We start from the raw sequence: 18,210 nt of genomic DNA on the forward strand, positions 1-18,210 counted from the left end.
GTCCATGGCCACGCTGCATACCCAGCTCAATCCGCGCTCAGCGGAATTTATTGCCAACCGCGAGGCGATGCTCAAACAGGTCGACGCTTTGCACACCCTGCTCGCTCAGGTTCAACAAGGTGGCGGCCCCAAGGCGCAGGAGCGCCACACCTCGCGGGGCAAACTGCTGCCCCGTGAGCGCATCAATCGCTTGCTCGATCCGGGTTCGCCGTTTCTCGAGATCAGCCAATTGGCAGCTTACGAGGTGTATGGCGAAGACGTGCCGGCCGCTGGCGTGATTGCCGGGATCGGCCGGGTGGAAGGCGTCGAGTGCATGATTGTCGCCAACGATGCCACCGTAAAAGGTGGTTCGTATTACCCGCTGACCGTGAAAAAGCACCTGCGCGCCCAGACCATCGCTCAACAGAACCGTTTGCCGTGCATATACCTGGTGGACTCCGGCGGCGCCAACCTGCCGCGCCAGGACGAAGTGTTTCCCGACCGTGAGCACTTCGGGCGGATCTTCTTCAATCAGGCGAACATGAGCGCCATGGGCATTCCACAAATTGCCGTGGTCATGGGCTCCTGCACCGCCGGTGGCGCCTACGTGCCGGCGATGGCCGACGAAGCGATCATGGTTCGCCAGCAAGCCACGATCTTCCTGGCCGGCCCACCGCTGGTGAAAGCGGCCACCGGAGAGGTGGTCAGTGCTGAAGACCTGGGCGGTGCCGATGTGCACTGCAAGATCTCCGGCGTCGCCGACCACTACGCCGACAGCGATGAACACGCCCTGGCCATTGCCCGCCGCAGCATTGCCAACCTGAACTGGCACAAGCTCGGCGAAGTGCAGCAACGTGCCCCCATCGCCCCGCTGTATTCGAGCGACGAGCTGTACGGCGTGGTTTCGGCGGACGCCAAGCAGCCGTTTGACGTGCGTGAAGTGATTGCGCGGCTGGTGGACGGTTCGGTGTTCGATGAGTTCAAGGCGCTGTTCGGGACGACGCTGGTCTGCGGTTTTGCTCACTTGCACGGCTACCCGATCGCGATTCTCGCCAACAACGGCATCCTCTTCGCCGAAGCCGCGCAAAAAGGCGCGCACTTTATCGAGCTGGCCTGTCAACGCGGCATCCCGCTGCTGTTCCTGCAAAACATCACAGGGTTCATGGTCGGGCAGAAATACGAAGCCGGCGGCATCGCCAAACACGGCGCGAAGCTGGTGACGGCGGTGGCCTGCGCCAAGGTGCCGAAATTCACGGTCATCATCGGCGGTAGCTTTGGTGCCGGCAACTATGGCATGTGCGGCCGCGCCTACGACCCACGGTTCCTGTGGATGTGGCCGAATGCGCGGATTGGCGTGATGGGTGCCGAACAGGCCGCCGGCGTACTGGTGCAGGTCAAGCGCGAACAGGCCGAACGTAGCGGCCATCCGTTCAGCGCCGCCCAAGAAGCTGAAATCAAACAACCGATTCTCGATCAGTACGAAGAGCAGGGCCACCCCTACTATTCCAGCGCGAGGCTGTGGGACGACGGGGTCATCGACCCCGCCCAGACCCGCGATGTACTGGGCCTGGCCTTGTCCGCGTCATTGAACGCGCCCATCGAACCGAGCCGCTTCGGCGTGTTCCGGATGTAAACGGGGAATGCACATGGATAACTTCAACACCCTCGAACTGCTCAGCGACCCCCGCGGCTTTGCGACCTTGTGGCTCAGCCGTGAGCAGAAAAACAACGCGTTCAACGCCGAAATGATCCGCGAGCTGATCCTTGCCCTGGACCATGTCAGCAGTGATCCGAACCTGCGTTTTCTGCTGATCCGTGGTCGCGGTAAACACTTCAGCGCCGGTGCCGACCTGGCCTGGATGCAGCAGTCGGCCGAACTCGATTACCACACCAACCTGGACGACGCCCGGGAACTGGCGGAGCTGATGTACAACCTCGCCAAGTTGAAAATTCCTACCGTGGCGGTGGTCCAGGGCGCAGCGTTTGGCGGTGCGCTGGGGCTGATCAGCGCCTGCGACATGGCCATTGGCGCTGATCAAGCGCAGTTCTGTCTGTCGGAAGTACGCATTGGCCTGGCGCCGGCGGTGATCAGCCCGTTCGTGGTGCAAGCCATCGGAGAGCGGGCCGCGCGGCGTTACGCCCTGACCGCGGAACGCTTCGACGGACAACGGGCAAAAGAAATCGGTCTGCTGTCGGAAAGCTACCCGGCCGAAACACTGGACCAGCAGGTCGAACAATGGGTCGACAACCTGTTGCTCAACAGTCCGGCGGCCATGCGCGCCAGCAAGGAACTGTTGCGTGAAGTCGGCAACGGCGCCCTCACACCTGCATTGCGGCGCTACACCGAAAACGCCATCGCCCGCATCCGCGTCAGTGCGCAAGGCCAGGAAGGTTTACGAGCGTTCCTGCAAAAGCGCTCGCCCAGCTGGCAGGCCGAATCGAACAACAAGGAGCCGCGTTGATGAGCGCCCCCATCCTCACCACGTTGCTGGTGGCCAACCGTGGTGAAATCGCTTGTCGCGTGATGCGCACCGCCAAGGCCATGGGGCTGACCACAGTGGCCGTCCACAGCGCCACCGACCGCGATGCCCGTCACAGCCGTGAAGCCGATATCCGCGTTGACCTGGGCGGTAGCAAGGCCGCTGACAGCTATTTGCAAATCGACAAACTGATCGACGCGGCCAAGACCAGCGGCGCCCAGGCCATCCATCCCGGGTATGGTTTTCTTTCGGAAAATGCCGGGTTCGCCCGGGCCATCGAAAACGCCGGCTTGATCTTCCTCGGCCCGCCCGCCTCGGCCATTGATGCCATGGGCAGCAAGTCCGCCGCCAAAGCCCTCATGGAAACCGCCGGTGTGCCTCTGGTGCCCGGTTATCACGGCGAAGCCCAGGACCTGGAGACCTTCCGCGACGCCTGCGAACGCATTGGCTATCCGGTACTGCTCAAGGCCACTGCCGGTGGCGGCGGCAAAGGCATGAAAGTGGTCGAGGACGTCAGCCAACTGGCCGAAGCCTTGGCTTCGGCCCAGCGTGAAGCGCAATCGTCGTTTGGCGATTCGCGGATGCTGGTGGAAAAATACCTGCTCAAGCCACGGCACGTGGAAATCCAGATTTTTGCCGATCAGCACGGCAACTGTCTGTACCTCAATGAGCGTGATTGCTCGATCCAGCGTAGGCATCAGAAAGTGGTGGAAGAAGCCCCTGCCCCCGGCCTCACCCCACAACTGCGGCGTGCCATGGGTGAAGCCGCCGTGCGCTCGGCTCAAGCCATCGGTTATGTCGGTGCCGGTACCGTGGAGTTTTTGCTGGATGCACGCGGTGAGTTCTTCTTCATGGAGATGAACACGCGCCTGCAAGTCGAACACCCGGTCACCGAAGCCATTACCGGCCTCGATCTGGTGGCATGGCAGATTCGCGTGGCACGTGGCGAGCGGCTTCCAATGACACAGGAGCAAGTGCCCCTGTTGGGCCACGCTATCGAAGTGCGCCTGTACGCCGAAGACCCGGCCAACGACTTCCTGCCGGCTACCGGGCGCCTGGCGTTGTATCGCGAGTCGAGTGCGGCACCGGGTCGTCGGGTCGACAGCGGCGTGGAGGAAGGCGATGAGATTTCACCGTTCTACGACCCGATGCTCGGCAAGCTGATTGCCTGGGGCGAGGATCGTGAACAGGCGCGGTTGCGGCTTTTGAGCATGCTCGATGAGTTTGCCATCGGCGGGCTGAAAACCAACATCGGATTTCTACGACGCATCGTGGCCCACCCCGCCTTTGCGGCGGCGGAGCTGGACACTGGATTTATCCCACGTTACCAGACGCAACTATTGCCAGAGCCCGGCGAATTGGATGACGACTTCTGGCTCGCGGCGGCCCATGGCTTCGCCTTGAGTCTGACGCCGCATGCACGGTCCGATGACGCCAACTCACCTTGGGCCAACACCGCCGGACTGCGTCTGGGGCTGCCAAGACAGACCACTGTGCACCTTAGCTGTGAGGGCCAGGATCGAGCATTGACCCTGGACGTCACGGCTGGTCGTACAGAATTCCGGGGTGAGCAACTGGTGACCGAGCACAATGGCCTGCGGCGCAGGCATCGCGCCATTCGCCAGGGCGACAGCCTGTATCTGCAATGGGAAGGTGACCTGCACCGAGTCGACGTGTACGACCCGCTGGCCGCCGCCGAAGCCAGCCACAGCCACCAAGGCGGCCTGACCGCCCCCATGAACGGCAGTATCGTTCGGGTGCTGGTGAGCGCCGGTCAGACGGTGGAAGCCGGGGCGCAACTGGTGGTATTGGAGGCGATGAAAATGGAGCACAGCATTCGCGCGCCCCAAGCCGGTGTGATCAAGGCACTGTATTGCCAGGAAGGTGAAATGGTCAGCGAGGGCTGCGCGTTGGTGGAGTTCGAAGAGTAAGTATCGGCCCGCTCCCACGGGCCGATCCAGTCAGAACCTGATGGTGGCTTGCACGACCACACCGATGATGCGGCATTGCTCGGTGTACAGGGTTTTCGGGTAGGTGGGATTGAGCGGGACCAAGTAAGGCTGCCCGCTCTCTTCAATCAACTTGCGAAAGGTGGCGTCACTGCTGTCAGGCAATTGGGCAACCACCAGTTTGCCTGGCACCGCGTCAATGGCCGGGTCCACCAGGATCGACATACCCTCGGGAATGCTCAACCCGCTGGGTGACGTCATCGCATCTCCCACCACCACGAGCCAGAATGCGTCCCCCTGAGCGTGATAGTCCGTCAGCTCATAGCGCGCCTGGCTGTAGGACGCCAGATCGCCTTCGCGAATCCCGCCTACCTCGCTCCAATCACTTACCGGGTAGCGGAAGTACGGATTGTACTTCTGCGCCAGGGCCATGCCTTCCTCGGTGGAGGTGTCCGGCTCGCGGATCACCATCGCCACTTCCAGAAACTCCAGCCCCAGCTCCCGCAGGACCCGGTTCATGTCGTCGACACTGGGTTGCCGGCGCTTGGTCAGCCAATGGCCGACGCCGCCCTGGGACATCCCCAAACGTTCTGCGAGCACCACTTGCGTGATGCGCAGCTCCTTCATCTTGGCCTTGACCAACTCTATCCATTTATCCATGAGCGGCACGATACTTGGCTGGCTCCGACCATCAAAACACAAAATGTAGTATTTAAATTATCGTCACAATTACGATAGGTACTATTCTGGATTCAGGATTTCAGCCCCTACACGGAGAATCTAGACACCATGGACAGACTCAACAACGATGAGCCCACCCGCCCTTTCGACAGTACACTCACCTCGCTGAAGGACTGCCCGGCGGCCCAACGCGCTCTGGAATACTACTTGAAACCGGGTATGTCAGAAGCGCCTGCAGAACATCGCTTCTTCGACGTAAACCGCAACATCAGCGCAGAAGAGGCCTTGGTTCATGCTTGCGACCTGCTGCGCTGTGCGGCCGCCACCGCCCAGGAATCCGCCAGTCGACTACAAGGGTCGAGCCGCGACCTGGCTTTTTCAGTGGTGCATATGATTGATCTGGTCAAGGTGATGCTTGACCGGTCACTGGATGGCTACCCTACTCGCTAGGCGTAACACTTGGGAATGGCACCGCGAATGCGGGACCAGGAAAATATTTTCCAATAGGCAGGATAAAAACATTTGACTTGCAAATGATAATGATTATTATTGCATCAGCTGGTCGCGAGATCAGTCGATAGGCCAGAAGACCTTAGGTCGGACTTCTGGAATATCTCCTCATCAGGCTAATCACGGTTTTTGACCCGGCTTTTTGCCGGGTCTTTTTTTGCCGATTTTTCGGCTTATGGCTTCAGGCTAATGAAGTCTTTTGGGTGTCGCTCATTCGATGGCGGCGATGATAGCAAATGAATATCCCTTTTCAAGCACTCCACGCCATCCCGACGAAAACTATCGACAGGCAGCACTTGAGAATCAATCGCGGACTCACTAAGCTCCAATAGCGTCCAGGGAGGACGCCCCCTCTTTTCTGTCACGCAAATCGTCCCGACATCCTCCTCCTTGCGTGTAAAGTAACGGTCATAAAATCCATCACAGGAATCGTGACCGTGGCTAAATCTTCCTTTGATATCAGCGCCAATTTCGACAGCGGCAACATCGAGATCGTCGACATCAGCAATCCTTTGCAATCACTGCTGAAGATCAGACCCGACACCCGTAGCGCCCACTTCCAGTGGTTCCACTTCAAGGCCAGTGGCTTGCATGTCGGCCAGGAATATTCCTTTCGTTTGCTCAATGCCAGTCAATCGTCCTACAACAAGGCATGGACGGATTACCAGGCCGTTGCCTCTTATGATCACGTCAACTGGTTCCGTATTCCCACACAGTTCGAAGGCGACGCCCTGCGCTTTCACCTGGAAGCCGAACAGTCCCATGCCTGGTTTGCCTATTTCGAACCCTACAGCCGTGGTCGTCACGACTGGTTGATTGAGCAGGCTCTGCACAAGGCCGGGACCGAACTGCTGGCCGTCGGCAAAAGCGTGGAAGGCCGCGACATTCAACTACTGCGCAAGGGCAGCGGTGCCGAAGGTCGACGCAAAGTCTGGATCATCGCCCAGCAGCATCCCGGCGAGCACATGGCCGAGTGGTTCATGGAGGGCGTGATCGAACGCCTGCAGCATCAGGACGACACGCGCTTGAACCGACTGCTTGCCAAGGCCGATCTGTATCTGGTGCCCAACATGAATCCTGACGGTGCCTTCCACGGCCATCTGCGTACCAATGCCATGGGTCAGGATCTCAACCGCGCGTGGCAGAACGCCAGTCCGGAAATCAGTCCTGAGGTATTTTTCGTACAGCAGCAAATGGAAAAGTACGGCGTAGATTTGTTCCTGGACGTTCACGGTGACGAGGAAATCCCTCACGTCTTCACTGCCGGTTGCGAAGGCAACCCCGGCTACACGCCACGCATTGCCGAACTCGAAGAGCGCTTTCGCAGCGATCTCAAGCACCAGACCAAAGACTTTCAGACCGCTCACGGCTACACCCGCGACGCACCGGGCCTGGCCAACATGACCCTGGCTTGTAACGCGGTCGGCCAGAAATACGACTGCCTGTCCCTGACCCTGGAGATGCCGTTCAAGGATCATGACGACCACCCGGATCCTCGCACCGGCTGGTCCGGCAAGCGTTCGATGCAATTGGGCAAGGATGTATTGAGCACCATAGCGGACATGGTCGACGAGCTGCGCTAACGCTCCATCATCCAACGCCCTCCCCGTGGTGGGCACTCGGTGGCGAGGGATTCATTCCCTCGCCACAAGTTATCGTTTGTCGACAGGTGGCGGGGACTTCAATCCCGTCCTCGCAACATACTGTCCAACACCTCATCCCGACGCACCCAACCATGAAACAGTGCCGCCGCCAGATGCACCAGCACGGTCAGGAACAATAGATAAGCCAGGTAGCCGTGGGCCTTGCGCAACAGTGCGAAAGTCTGGGCATCCGCCGGTACGATGGAAGGCAATTGCAGGGAGCTGCTGAGCATCACCGGGTCTCCCGCCGCTGAAATCATGCCCCAGCCCAACAGGGGCAGAATCAACATCAAGGCATACAACAGAGCATGGGACGCCTTGGCCGCCAACGCCTGCCAGCCTGGCAGATCGGCCGGCAATGGTGGTTGGCGTGTCGTAAAACGCACCACCAGGCGTACGATCACCAGCAGCAAAATCGCGATGCCCAAGGGTTTGTGCAACTGAAGCAGCCATTCATGGCGCTCGGACACCGAGGCCACCATGCCCGCGCCGATAAAGAGCATGGCAATGACCATCAATGCCATCAACCAGTGCAGCAGTCGAGCCAGCGGTGCGAAGTGTCGAGGGGCGCTCATGGGCGGGACTCCTGGTTGGCGGGCAATTGACTGACTTCGCTGGTGCGCCGCAAGTACGAACTGGCATACGCGGCAGAGCGCGCCGCCAAAAGCGGGTCATCTGAACCTTCGATGCCGCTCGGCAGAATCAGCGGGTCATAGTTGATGTCGCGGCATTCGCCGTCGTCCTGTGACTGGGTGCGCTCCAGCACCAGCGTACCGGCGTTGAGCACCGTTCGATCTTCGGGCCAGGCTTTGCTGGCATCGTTTACCGGATCGCCCGGATTGGCCAACGTGATATTCAGCTGCCAGCGCAACGGCCCCGCAGCCAGGCGCTTGACCAGATCCTGTTCCAGAAAGTCAGCGCCCTGGGGTGGCGTCACGTCCGTGCCATCCGAAGCCACTGGCACCACGCCCCACCGCACCGCCTGGCGTTGTCCCGCAGGATTGACCAGATAGAACGCATTGATGCCGTTGTAGGTTTCGGTGGCATAGCTGGCCGATGGCCTGGCCGTCTTGATCCATTGCAGGAACGGTTTGGCTTCCGGGTGCGCGGCAAAGAAGGCGGGTACGGCCGCAGGGTTGGGTTTGCCCGTGGCCGGATCCGGCGATTGTGCCTGTTGCAACTGATAGAACGCTTCGGGCGTGCCCACCGGAAACACCGGCATGCTGTTCATGCCGGTACGCCACTGCTGCCCGTTGGCTTGGGTGAAGCGCAGCGCCAGGCTGCGGATCGGCACGCTGTTGTCCGGCGCGTAGGGGTTGCCGCTGGGCAAGGCAAACCGCCCGACGACCGGCGTGCGCGCCTCCAGGAAGACTTGGGCACTGGAATAGGGGCGAGCCTCACCGCTGCTTTGGAAATAGCCCGCAACGCAAACCCCTTTGGAGTGATTGCGACGAAAGCCCGGGTGCACACCGTTGTTCTTTTCCAGCACGTTGACCAGCGCATTCGGTGTCAGGCGTTGTGGGTCAAGGGTTCCGTTGACGTAGGCAAATGTCCCGGCCAACGCGGCAACAATCACAGCAATGCCGGTCAGGCGCAGCGCCAGGCTGGCGGCACTCAACGGCGGCCGGCTCGGTTCAAAGGAAGGGTCAACCATGACGAAGCTCCAAGGCCCAAGGCCGTTTGTACTAAAGGACCCGTCAGACGAAAGCCAGAGGGTTTTATTCCCACACTTCGTATTTATTTTTCCCAGGCTGGAATAATCTCGTTCGCGAGTCGTCTTTCCACTCCCGGCGCAGTGACTGCCAAAGAAGCACAGCCATGAACGAACTCGACGAACAGTTGCGCACGCTCATCCCCCGACTACGGCGTTTTGCCGTGTCGTTGACGCGCAACCCCAGCAATGCTGACGACCTGGTGCAAGCGTGCCTGGAGCGGGCATTGTCAAAATGGAATGACAAACGGGCCGATGGTGACCTTCGGGCCTGGCTGTTTTCGATTCTTTATCGACAGTTTCTCGATAGCCATCGTCGTTCCCGACGCTATGCACGCATGCTGGAATTTTTCACCGGTCGCGATGATGCTCACCCTTCAGCCGAGCGCAGCGTGATCGCCCAATCGTCCCTCGAGGCTTTCGATCGACTGACGACCGAACAACGTGCGCTGTTGCTGTGGGTGTCGGTGGAAGGCTTGAGCTACCAACAAGTGGCCGACATCCTCGACGTGCCGACCGGCACCGTGATGTCGCGCCTATCCCGCGCCCGCCAGGCCCTGCGCCAACTCAGCGACGGCGAAATCACCCGCCCTGCCCTGCGGATACTCAAATGATCAGCATGCCCCCCAGCGACAACGACTTGCACGCCTTCGTCGATCGTCAACTGAGCGAAGCCGACCAGCGTCTGATGGAAAACTACCTGGCCAATCACCCGGAAGTCGCCGCCCGGGTCCAGGCCTGGCAACAGGACGCACAACACTTGCGCGCGGCCCTGAACGCAGGCCTGCAACACGCGCCTAATCCGGACCTCGACCCGACAGCGATCCGCCAACGCCTGAAACATCGGTTCCATCGCCATCTGGCCAGCGCGGCAGTGTTGGTGTTGGCCGTCAGTGTCGGCGGTTTGAGCGGCTGGAAGGCCCGGGAGATGACGCTCGTCAGCGCTATGCTGCCCATGAGCGACGCCTTGCAGGCGTATCGATTGTTTGCCCAGCAAGGCATCCTGCCGGCCGATTACCAAGGCGGCGATGAGAGCACCATGCAAGGCTGGCTCGACCGTTACTTCACCCGGGCCGACCGCCTGCCAGATCTGTCGGCGGCAGGATTCAAGCCGGTCAGCGGGCGATTGCTGAGCACCGAGCAAGGCGCGGCGGCGATGGTGGTTTATCAGGACCCGAGCGGCCAGAAGATCAGCTTCTACGTGCGTCCACCAGGCCCGAAAAATTTCCTGCTACCGCGCGGCAGCCGTCGTGACGGCGAGTTGCAAGCCGAGTATTGGTCCGGACCGGGATACAACTATGCGATGGTCATACCCAGTGATACGCCAGCGGCGCAAAAGCTCAAGCAAACCCTGAATTTCTGAGCGCTGCAGCCCGCTCCCACAGAGGTCGGGGATGCCCGTGAAATTCAACCCTGCCCAAACACCTGCGAAGGTCTGCGCAGCAGCGGGTCGAACGGGTTGACTCGCGGTCCGATCAGGGCGGCCTCGCGCTTGAGCATTTCCACCACCGTCGGCAGCCGGTCGGGCCCCAGTCGATCACTCACGGTCGCCACGCTCAACGCCGCCACGGCGCGGCCCTCCCGGTCCAGGATTGGCACAGCCACCCCGGCCATGCCTTGCAACACCCCGGTGTTGCGTCCGGCGTAGCCCAGCGCACGCACGCTCTCCACTTCCGTGCGCAGGAAGACTTCATCGTACAAATGAAAATCCTTGAGCCGTGGCAGGTTGTACTGGATCACCGTGTCGCGCTCTTCTTCCGGCAGGAATGCCAGGATCGCCAGGCTGCCCTGCCCCACGCCCAACGCCACGCGACCGCCTATGTCGCCGGTGAATGTGCGGATCGGGAAAGGACCTTCACTGCGGTCCAGACAGATCGCATCGAAACCACTGCGCGCCAGCAGAAACAACGAATCCCCCAGGGACGCCGACAGCCGCAGCATGGCAGGGCGCGTCAACTCACGCAGGTTGCCGGTGTTCCCGGCACGCGCGGCCAAGGCAAAAAAGTCCAGGCTCAGGCGATAGCGTTTGCTGCGCGCATCCTGCTCGACCATGCCCTCGTCCATCAGGCTGCGCAGCATGCGATGTGTGGTGGGTTGAGACAGACCGATGCGCTGAGCCAGTTGCGTGACCCGCTCCCCGCCCTCGACGGTGTCACCCAGGCTGCGCAACACGGCAAACAGTCGAGAGACCGCGCCGACCCCGACTTCGTTTTTTTCGATATTCCGATCAGTGGAATCAGACATGAAGTTTCTCGCTGGTTAAATTTACTCACTGAAGGAAAATGAAAATAGTCATCGTCTCAGTGAAATAGTCCATTGAGCCCATCCTATTCTTCGTCCTACTCTGCGTCCATACAGGGGCGATTCGAACAACAGCGGCAGCCGACTTGACGTCGAGCGCCAACGCACCCCGCAGCATCCCTTCGTATCTGCCCATACAAAAAAGCGCGCCTTGTGGCGACGCATAACAATCTCAGGTGGAGCGCAATCATGGCTTTTGTGCAACTTGAAGGACTTGGCAAACGTTACGGCGCCATCGATGCCGTGGTGGACACCCATCTCTCGGTGGAAAAAGGCGAATTCGTCTCGCTGCTGGGCCCCTCCGGCTGCGGCAAAACCACCACTTTGCAAATGATCGCCGGCTTCGTCGAAGTCAGCAGTGGGCGCATCCTGCTGGACGGTCGCGATATCACCCATGCCAAGCCCGCCAGTCGGGGCCTGGGCGTCGTGTTCCAAAGCTATGCGCTGTTCCCCCACATGACCGTCAAGGACAACGTCGCTTTCGGCCTGCGCATGCGCAAAGTGCCCGGCGCCGAGCTGCAACAACGGGTGGATCGGGTGCTGAAGCTGGTGCGTCTGGACCAGCACGCCGAGCGCTACCCGCGGGAACTCTCGGGCGGCCAGCGCCAGCGCGTGGCACTGGCCCGGGCGCTGGTGATAGAACCGCCAGTGCTGCTGCTCGACGAACCGCTGTCCAATCTCGACGCCAACCTGCGCGAGGAGATGCAGTACGAAATCCGCCGCATTCAGCGGGAAGTCGGCATCACCACATTGATGGTGACCCACGACCAATCCGAAGCACTGTCCATCAGTGACCGAGTCGTGGTGATGCAGGCCGGGCGAATCACTCAGATCGACGCGCCGTACACCCTCTACGAACACCCGCGCACCGAGTTCATTTCCGGCTTCGTCGGCAAAGCCAACCTGCTGCCCGGCGAGCGCGACGGCCAGGGCAATGTTCAAGCTTGCAGCCAGGGCCACGGCCCACTGGTCTTGAGCCTGCGTCCAGAGAAAATCGATCTGTGCCAAGCCGGCTCGGGTCGGTTGCAAGGCGTCATCGTCAGCCGCTTCTTTCTCGGCAGCCAATGGCTGTACGGCGTCTCGACCAACCTGGGCGAGCTCAGCGTGGTGCGCCGCAACGACGGCTGCGCGCCGATGACCGAAGGCACGGCGGTAGGTCTTGACTGGGATCCGGCGCTGCTGCGGGTGCTGAGCGTGGACGAGGTGCCGGCATGAAGCTGATCGATGCAATGCGCCGGGGAAGGCAAGGCTATCTGATGTCCGCGCCCGCCCTGGCCTGGTACCTGGGTCTGCTGGTCATTCCCTTGGGGCTGACGTTGGTGCTGTCGTTCAATGTCTTCGACTACGGCACGGGCATCGACGGGGACGCCTACACCCTCGACCACTACGCCAGCCTGCTGAGCGACCCGTACTATTACGAGATTTTCTTGCGCACATTCTGGATCAGCGCACTCACCACTATTTTGTGCGTGCTGATCGGCGTGCCCGAGGCTTATATCCTCAGCCGCATGGGCGCGCCGTGGCGCTCGATCTTCCTCATTCTGATTCTCACGCCGCTGCTGATTTCGGTGGTGGTGCGGGCCTTCGGCTGGAGCCTGCTGCTGGGTGCCGACGGGCTGGTCAACCAGACGCTGCAAGCCTTCGGCGGCTCACCGATGAAGCTGCTCTATACGCCGTTTGCCGTGGTCATCGCCCTGGTGCATGTGATGCTGCCATTCATGATCATCCCGGTCTGGACCTCGCTGCAAAAGCTCGATCCGGCCGCCGAACAGGCCGCGCTGTCCTTGGGCGCGAGCCAGTTGACGGTGATGCGCAAGGTCGTGCTGCCGCAGATCATGCCCGGCGTCTTGTCCGGCACCCTCATCGTGTTCGGCCTCGCCGCCAGTTCCTTCGCCATTCCCGGCCTGCTCGGTGGGCGCCGCCTGAAAATGGTCGCCACGCTGATCTACGACCAGTACCTGTCGGAGCTGAACTGGCCGATGGGCGCGGCCATTGCCGTCGCGCTGCTGCTGCTCAACCTGCTGATCATGCTGTCGTGGAACCGCATGATCGAAGGCCGCTACAAGAAGTCATTGGGGTAACTCGTCATGTCCAGGAACGGTCCTTTCGCCCTGTTGTTTCATGCCCTGGTGGTGGTGTTCATGATGGCGCCGCTGGTGGTGGTCTGTCTTGTTGCCTTCACCCCGGAAAATACCCTGAGCCTGCCGACCACGGCGTTTTCCCTGCGCTGGTTCCGTGCGGTGTTCGAACGCGCCGACTTTATCGATGCGTTCTACAACAGCCTGATCCTGGCATTCAGTGCGGCGTCGTTGGCGACGTTGATCGCAGTGCCGGCGGCGCTGGCGATCACACGGCTCGAATTTCCTGGCCGGGATTTTTTCAATGGCCTGTTCCTGTCGCCGATCATCATTCCACACCTGGTACTGGGTGTGGCGTTGCTGCGGCTGTTTGCGCTGATGGGCGTGAACGGCAGCTTCACCTGGCTGATCTTCGCCCATGTGCTGGTGATTACACCGTATGTACTGCGTCTGGTGCTGGCCTCGGCCATCGGCCTGGACCGCAGCGCCGAGCAGGCCGCGCAATCGCTAGGGGCCGGGCGCTTCACGCTGTTTCGGCAAATCACCTTGCCGATGATCCTGCCCGGGGTAGCCGGAGGCTGGTTGCTGGCGTTCATCAACAGCTTCGACGAGGTCACCTTGTCGATCTTCGTCACTTCACCGGCCACGCAAACCCTGCCGGTGCGCATGTATGTCTACGCCACCGAATCCATCGACCCGATGATGGCGGCGGTGTCGGCGCTGGTCATCGCGCTCACGGCGCTGACCATGATTCTGCTCGACCGGGTCTATGGCCTGGATCGAGTTCTGGTGGGCAAACAATGAGGGCGCCATGGCTCTGTTGAAACGACTGGCCGAAGGCGACCGCCCGGCATTGGACTTTATCCTCGACGGCAAACCGGCCATCGGTCTGCTGGGCGATACCCTGCTTACCGCTGTGCTGACCTGCAGTGAACACTTGCGCGGCAGCGACTTCAGCGCCGAGCCCCGGGCCGGTTTCTGCCTGATGGGCGCCTGCCAGGATTGCTGGGTCCGGCTGGGCGACGGCCGCCGCGTGCGCGCCTGCTCGACGCTTCTTGAAGCCGGCCAGCAGATCACCCGCGAACCGGGGCGCCAGCCATGAACAATGCCGTCTGGAATGGCCCCATCGCGAACAGACTCGCTGCCACAGGGGACTTGCAGCAAGCATCACCACCGTCCCCCTGTGGGAGCGAACCTGCTCGCGATGGCGGCGGCGATAGCAGCATAAATCCCACAGCATCGCCTGCGAGGTGGCTATGAAACCGGTAGCCATCATCGGGGCCGGCCCGGCGGGTATTCGCGCCGCCCAGACCCTGGTCGCCCACGGCGTATACCCCGTCCTGCTGGACGAAGCCGCACGCGGTGGCGGACAGATCTATCGGCAACAACCGGCCAACTTCAAACGCTCGCCGGCCAAGCTGTATGGCTTTGAGGCGCACAAAGCCAGCGCCCTGCACCAAACCTTCGACGCGTTGCGCGAACAGCTCGATTACCGGCCAGACACACTGGTGTGGAACGCCGAGGCCGGCCTGCTGGATACCTTGCATGAGGGCCGCGCCGCGCGCCTGGAGTACGCCAGCGTGATCGTCGCAACGGGCGCCACTGACCGAATCCTTCCCGCTCCGGGATGGACTCTGCCAGGTGTGTACAGCCTGGGCGCGGCGCAGATCGCCCTGAAGTTCCAGGGTTGCGCCATCGGCGAACGGGTGGTGTTCGCCGGCAGCGGCCCTTTGCTTTATCTGGTGGCTTATCAATACGCCAAGGCCGGCGCCAAGGTGGTCGCGGTACTCGACAGCTCGCCCTTGAGCGCCCAGGCCCGCGCCCTGCCCGGCCTACTGGCTCAACCGGCCACACTGGCCAAGGGGCTCTACTATCGCGCCTGGCTGAGCAGCCGGGGCATTGCTGTGCATCAGGGTGCGAGCCTGTCGCGTATCGACGGAGAACGGCGCGTCCAGTCATTGCAGTGGCGCAATGCAAAAGGCTTGCAATCGCTCGACTGCGACGCGGTGGCCTTCGCCCACGGCTTGCGCAGCGAAACCCAACTGGCTGACCTGCTGGGCTGCGAATTTTCCTGGAGCCCCCTAAACCGCGCCTGGCTGCCGCAGCGTGACCCTGCCGGTCGCAGCAGCGTGCCGGGGATCTACCTGGCAGGCGACGGGGCCGGAATCATGGGTGCCGACGCCGCGGAAATCGCCGGCGAACGTGCGGCCCTGGCCTTGCTCGAAGACCTCGACTACCTGGTCGACCCGCAGCGTTGCGCCCAACTGGAACAATCCCTGGAACGCATCGGCCGTTTCCGACAGGGCCTGGAGCACGCCTTTGTCTTTCCCACGGATTGGGCCGCCCACGCCGCTGACGACCTGATGATCTGCCGCTGCGAAGAAGTCAGCGCAGGTGAGATCCGCCAGGTAGTGGGTGAAGGCCATTGGGAAATCAACCGGGTCAAGGCCCATTGCCGGGTCGGCATGGGGCGTTGCCAAGGGAGAATGTGCGGCGCGGCAGCGGCGGAAATCATTGCCAGCGAGAGCGGGCGTCCGGTCGGCGAAATCGGCCGGATGCGGGCACAGGCACCGGTCAAACCCGTACCGTTTGGCCTGGAGGTCGAGCCATGATCAAAGTGGATGTCGTGATCATTGGCGGCGGTATCGTCGGGTCCTCGGCCGCGTTGTTCCTGAGCAAAGCCGGACGCCGGGTGGCATTGCTGGAGCGAGACTTCTGCGGTTCGCACTCCAGCGGCGTCAACTACGGCGGCGTGCGGCGCCAGGGTCGACCGTTGTCACAACTGCCGTTGTCGCAACGGGCCCATGAAATCTGGAGCCAGTTGCCGCAGTTGATCGGCATCGACGGGGAGTACCAGCGCAGCGGTCACCTGAAATTGGCCCGCAGCCCCGACGACTTGCGAGCCCTGCACGACTATGCCGCCAACAGCCAGGGCTTCGGCCTTGATCTGCAACTGCTGGACCGTGACCAGTTGCGCGCCCGCTTCCCATGGGTCGGTGCAGTTGCAGTCGGAGCATCCCTCTGCCCGGACGACGGCCACGCCAATCCGCGACTGGTGTCCCCGGCATTTGCCCAGGCGGCCCGCAGGCATGGCGCACAGGTCTTTGAACAATGCGCAGTCAGCCATGTGCAGCATGACGGTCAGCACTTTAGTGTGCGTACCGAAACGGGCCTGGTGCTTCAGGCCCCCTGGCTGCTGAACTGCGCGGGCGCCTGGGCGAGCCATTTTGCCGCGCAATTTGGCGAAGCGGTGCCGATGCACGCCGGGCATCCAGCGATGCTGGTCACTGAGCCATTACCCTTGGTGATGGATGCCAGCACTGGCGTGGAGGGCGGCGGTATCTACGCCCGCCAGGTCGCCCGTGGCAATTGCGTGCTGGGGGGCGGCCAAGGTTTCGCCCTGGACAATGCCCGCGCCCGCCCCGGCCAGAACGCAGTGATCGACATCCTGCGCCAAGCCGTCGAGCTCTACCCTTTTTTGAAAGGTGCCCAGGCGATTCGCACCTGGAGCGGCACCGAAGGTTACCTGCCCGATCGCCAACCGGTGATCGGCCACAGCAGCACCCAACCCGGCCTGTTGCATGCGTTCGGCTTTGCCGGCGCAGGTTTTCAGATCGGTCCCGCGGTGGGCCAGGCGCTCACCGAGATCATCTGCTGCGGCGCGTCAAAAACGTCGCTGGATGCGTTTTCAATCACCCGGTTTCACTCCATCTCCATTGCTTGATAGAGGAAGGTCGCGCCAATGAATAACGTCAAACGCAGTGCACTGTTCGGTTTCTGCTCGCTGGGTTTCTCCTGCCTGGGCGCCCTGCTCCCCGTCAGCCAGGCGATGGCCGAGCCGACGCTTTATCTGGGCATGAACGGTGGGACCATGGAGCGGCTTTACGCCGACAAGGTCTTGCCGGCCTTCGAAAAAGCCAACAACGTCAAAGTGGTGATCGTGCCCGGCACCTCCGCCGACATCCTGGCGAAAGTCCAGGCCAGTAAAGGCAACCCGCAAATGCACGTGATGTTCCTCGACGACGGCATCATGTACCGCGCCATCGCCATGGGGCTGTGCGACAAGCTCGAAGACAGCCCACCCCTGGCCCAGATTCCGGCCAAGGGCCGCATCAAGGATCAAGCCGTGGCCGTCAGCCTCGGTGTCACGGGACTTGCCTACAACACACGGTTGTTCAAGGAAAATGGCTGGAGTGCGCCCACCTCCTGGATGGACATGGCCGATCCACGCTTCAAGGACAAACTGGTGTTCCAGTCCCTGGCTTCCTCGACCTTCGGCCTGCACGGTTTTCTGATGTTCAACCGGATCCAGGGCGGCAGCGAAACTGACGTCGAGCCGGGCTTCAAGGCCTGGCCAAACACCGTCGGACCCAACGTGCTGGAATACATCCCCAGCTCAGCGAAGATCTCCGAAATGCTGCAAACCGACGAAGCCGCGCTGTTCCCGTTGACGCCGACCCAAGTGACCGCGCTCAAACTCAAGGGCATGCCGGTCGAGTACGCGCAACCCAAAGAAGGCGCGGTGGTGCTCAATGTCGCTGAGTGCGCCATTGCCCAGAACACCCAGCCTGAATTGGCGCAAAAGCTCGCCGCCTTCCTGCTGACGCCCGAAGCCCAGGCCATCGCCCTGGAAGAAGGCGACCAGATCCCGTCCAACCCCACCACACCGACCACTGACAAAACCCGCGGCCAGGTAGAGGCGATGAAGCAGTACCTGGAAACGGCGATTGCGGTGGATTGGGACCAGGTCAACGAGCAACGCCCGGCCTGGAACGCGCGATGGAACCGCAGCGTCGAGCGCTAGACACCTTCGACGCTGGCGAGGGGACTTTGTGGGGGCAAGTCTTGCTCCCACAGATAAAACCTTCGCCACAGAGT

At 61.6% G+C, this 18,210-nt stretch carries 18 protein-coding genes; 14 read left to right on the forward strand and 4 right to left on the reverse strand.

From position 1 onward, the window contains the following. Positions 1 to 4: 4 nt before the first annotated feature. From AC3I65_RS16815 to AC3I65_RS16825, 3 genes are read left to right on the forward strand one after another with little or no spacing between them, the layout of a single operon-like run. A complete protein-coding gene (locus AC3I65_RS16815; protein ID WP_076383981.1) occupies positions 5 to 1,612 on the forward strand; it encodes a carboxyl transferase domain-containing protein in 1,608 nt (535 codons plus the stop codon). A 13-nt stretch (positions 1,613 to 1,625) separates the two neighbouring features. After that, positions 1,626 to 2,441, forward strand: a complete 816-nt coding sequence (locus AC3I65_RS16820; protein WP_047228470.1) for a gamma-carboxygeranoyl-CoA hydratase — start codon at positions 1,626 to 1,628, stop codon at positions 2,439 to 2,441. Next, a complete protein-coding gene (locus AC3I65_RS16825; RefSeq protein WP_076383980.1) occupies positions 2,441 to 4,390 on the forward strand; it encodes an acetyl/propionyl/methylcrotonyl-CoA carboxylase subunit alpha in 1,950 nt (649 codons plus the stop codon). The genes AC3I65_RS16820 and AC3I65_RS16825 overlap by 1 nt, the downstream gene beginning before the upstream one ends. A gap of 30 nt (positions 4,391 to 4,420) precedes the next feature. Here AC3I65_RS16825 and AC3I65_RS16830 read toward each other — a convergent pair whose 3' ends face one another. Beyond that, a complete protein-coding gene (locus tag AC3I65_RS16830; RefSeq protein ID WP_047228472.1) occupies positions 4,421 to 5,068 on the reverse strand; it encodes a LexA family protein in 648 nt (215 codons plus the stop codon). A gap of 129 nt (positions 5,069 to 5,197) precedes the next feature. Here AC3I65_RS16830 and AC3I65_RS16835 point away from each other — a divergent pair, with 129 nt between their 5' ends. Then, on the forward strand, positions 5,198 to 5,539 hold the full coding sequence (locus AC3I65_RS16835; RefSeq protein WP_488524014.1) for a DUF6124 family protein: 342 nt from the start codon (positions 5,198 to 5,200) through the stop codon (positions 5,537 to 5,539). A 491-nt stretch (positions 5,540 to 6,030) separates the two neighbouring features. Then, positions 6,031 to 7,182: a M14 family metallopeptidase gene (locus AC3I65_RS16840; protein WP_488524015.1), complete on the forward strand. Its 1,152-nt coding sequence runs from the start codon at positions 6,031 to 6,033 to the stop codon at positions 7,180 to 7,182. Positions 7,183 to 7,280: 98 nt separating this feature from the next. On the opposite strand, the gene AC3I65_RS16845 is transcribed toward AC3I65_RS16840, so the two are convergent. Then, the gene (locus AC3I65_RS16845; protein ID WP_047228475.1) at positions 7,281 to 7,817 is read right to left on the reverse strand and encodes a cytochrome b; all 537 of its coding nucleotides are present in this window, start codon (positions 7,815 to 7,817) and stop codon (positions 7,281 to 7,283) included. Continuing rightward, a complete protein-coding gene (locus AC3I65_RS16850) occupies positions 7,814 to 8,896 on the reverse strand; it encodes a catalase family peroxidase (RefSeq protein ID WP_047228476.1) in 1,083 nt (360 codons plus the stop codon). Before AC3I65_RS16850 ends, AC3I65_RS16845 begins: the two co-directional genes overlap by 4 nt. A 164-nt stretch (positions 8,897 to 9,060) precedes the next feature. Between AC3I65_RS16850 and AC3I65_RS16855 the strand changes: the two genes are divergently transcribed. Then, positions 9,061 to 9,567: a sigma-70 family RNA polymerase sigma factor gene (locus tag AC3I65_RS16855; RefSeq protein ID WP_047228477.1), complete on the forward strand. Its 507-nt coding sequence runs from the start codon at positions 9,061 to 9,063 to the stop codon at positions 9,565 to 9,567. Continuing rightward, positions 9,564 to 10,316, forward strand: coding sequence for an anti-sigma factor family protein (locus AC3I65_RS16860; RefSeq protein WP_047228478.1), 753 nt, complete (start codon positions 9,564 to 9,566; stop codon positions 10,314 to 10,316). Before AC3I65_RS16855 ends, AC3I65_RS16860 begins: the two co-directional genes overlap by 4 nt. Positions 10,317 to 10,360: 44 nt before the next feature. Here the strand turns inward: AC3I65_RS16860 and AC3I65_RS16865 are convergent, their stop codons facing one another. Beyond that, on the reverse strand, positions 10,361 to 11,197 hold the full coding sequence (locus AC3I65_RS16865; protein WP_107322284.1) for an IclR family transcriptional regulator: 837 nt from the start codon (positions 11,195 to 11,197) through the stop codon (positions 10,361 to 10,363). Between the two features lie 246 nt (positions 11,198 to 11,443). Between AC3I65_RS16865 and AC3I65_RS16870 the strand changes: the two genes are divergently transcribed. The 7 genes from AC3I65_RS16870 to AC3I65_RS16900 all read left to right on the forward strand — a co-directional run bounded on the left by AC3I65_RS16870 (position 11,444) and on the right by AC3I65_RS16900 (position 18,136). Further along, the gene (locus AC3I65_RS16870) at positions 11,444 to 12,469 is read left to right on the forward strand and encodes an ABC transporter ATP-binding protein (protein WP_107322282.1); all 1,026 of its coding nucleotides are present in this window, start codon (positions 11,444 to 11,446) and stop codon (positions 12,467 to 12,469) included. Further along, positions 12,466 to 13,335, forward strand: coding sequence for an ABC transporter permease (locus tag AC3I65_RS16875; protein ID WP_047228481.1), 870 nt, complete (start codon positions 12,466 to 12,468; stop codon positions 13,333 to 13,335). The genes AC3I65_RS16870 and AC3I65_RS16875 overlap by 4 nt, the downstream gene beginning before the upstream one ends. A 6-nt stretch (positions 13,336 to 13,341) precedes the next feature. Beyond that, on the forward strand, positions 13,342 to 14,136 hold the full coding sequence (locus AC3I65_RS16880) for an ABC transporter permease (RefSeq protein WP_047228482.1): 795 nt from the start codon (positions 13,342 to 13,344) through the stop codon (positions 14,134 to 14,136). 7 nt (positions 14,137 to 14,143) lie between these two features. After that, positions 14,144 to 14,434 carry a (2Fe-2S)-binding protein gene (locus tag AC3I65_RS16885; protein WP_047228483.1) on the forward strand — a complete coding sequence of 97 codons (291 nt, stop codon included), beginning with the start codon at positions 14,144 to 14,146 and terminating at the stop codon, positions 14,432 to 14,434. 154 nt (positions 14,435 to 14,588) lie between these two features. Continuing rightward, on the forward strand, positions 14,589 to 15,944 hold the full coding sequence (locus AC3I65_RS16890; protein WP_488524016.1) for an FAD/NAD(P)-dependent oxidoreductase: 1,356 nt from the start codon (positions 14,589 to 14,591) through the stop codon (positions 15,942 to 15,944). Further along, complete coding sequence (locus AC3I65_RS16895) at positions 15,941 to 17,056, forward strand: NAD(P)/FAD-dependent oxidoreductase (protein WP_488524017.1); 1,116 nt, start codon at positions 15,941 to 15,943, stop codon at positions 17,054 to 17,056. The genes AC3I65_RS16890 and AC3I65_RS16895 overlap by 4 nt, the downstream gene beginning before the upstream one ends. A gap of 18 nt (positions 17,057 to 17,074) precedes the next feature. Then, on the forward strand, positions 17,075 to 18,136 hold the full coding sequence (locus AC3I65_RS16900; protein WP_047228486.1) for an ABC transporter substrate-binding protein: 1,062 nt from the start codon (positions 17,075 to 17,077) through the stop codon (positions 18,134 to 18,136). Positions 18,137 to 18,210: the final 74 nt, after the last annotated feature.

The sequence above is a fragment of the Pseudomonas sp. N-1-13 genome (genome assembly GCF_057787095.1).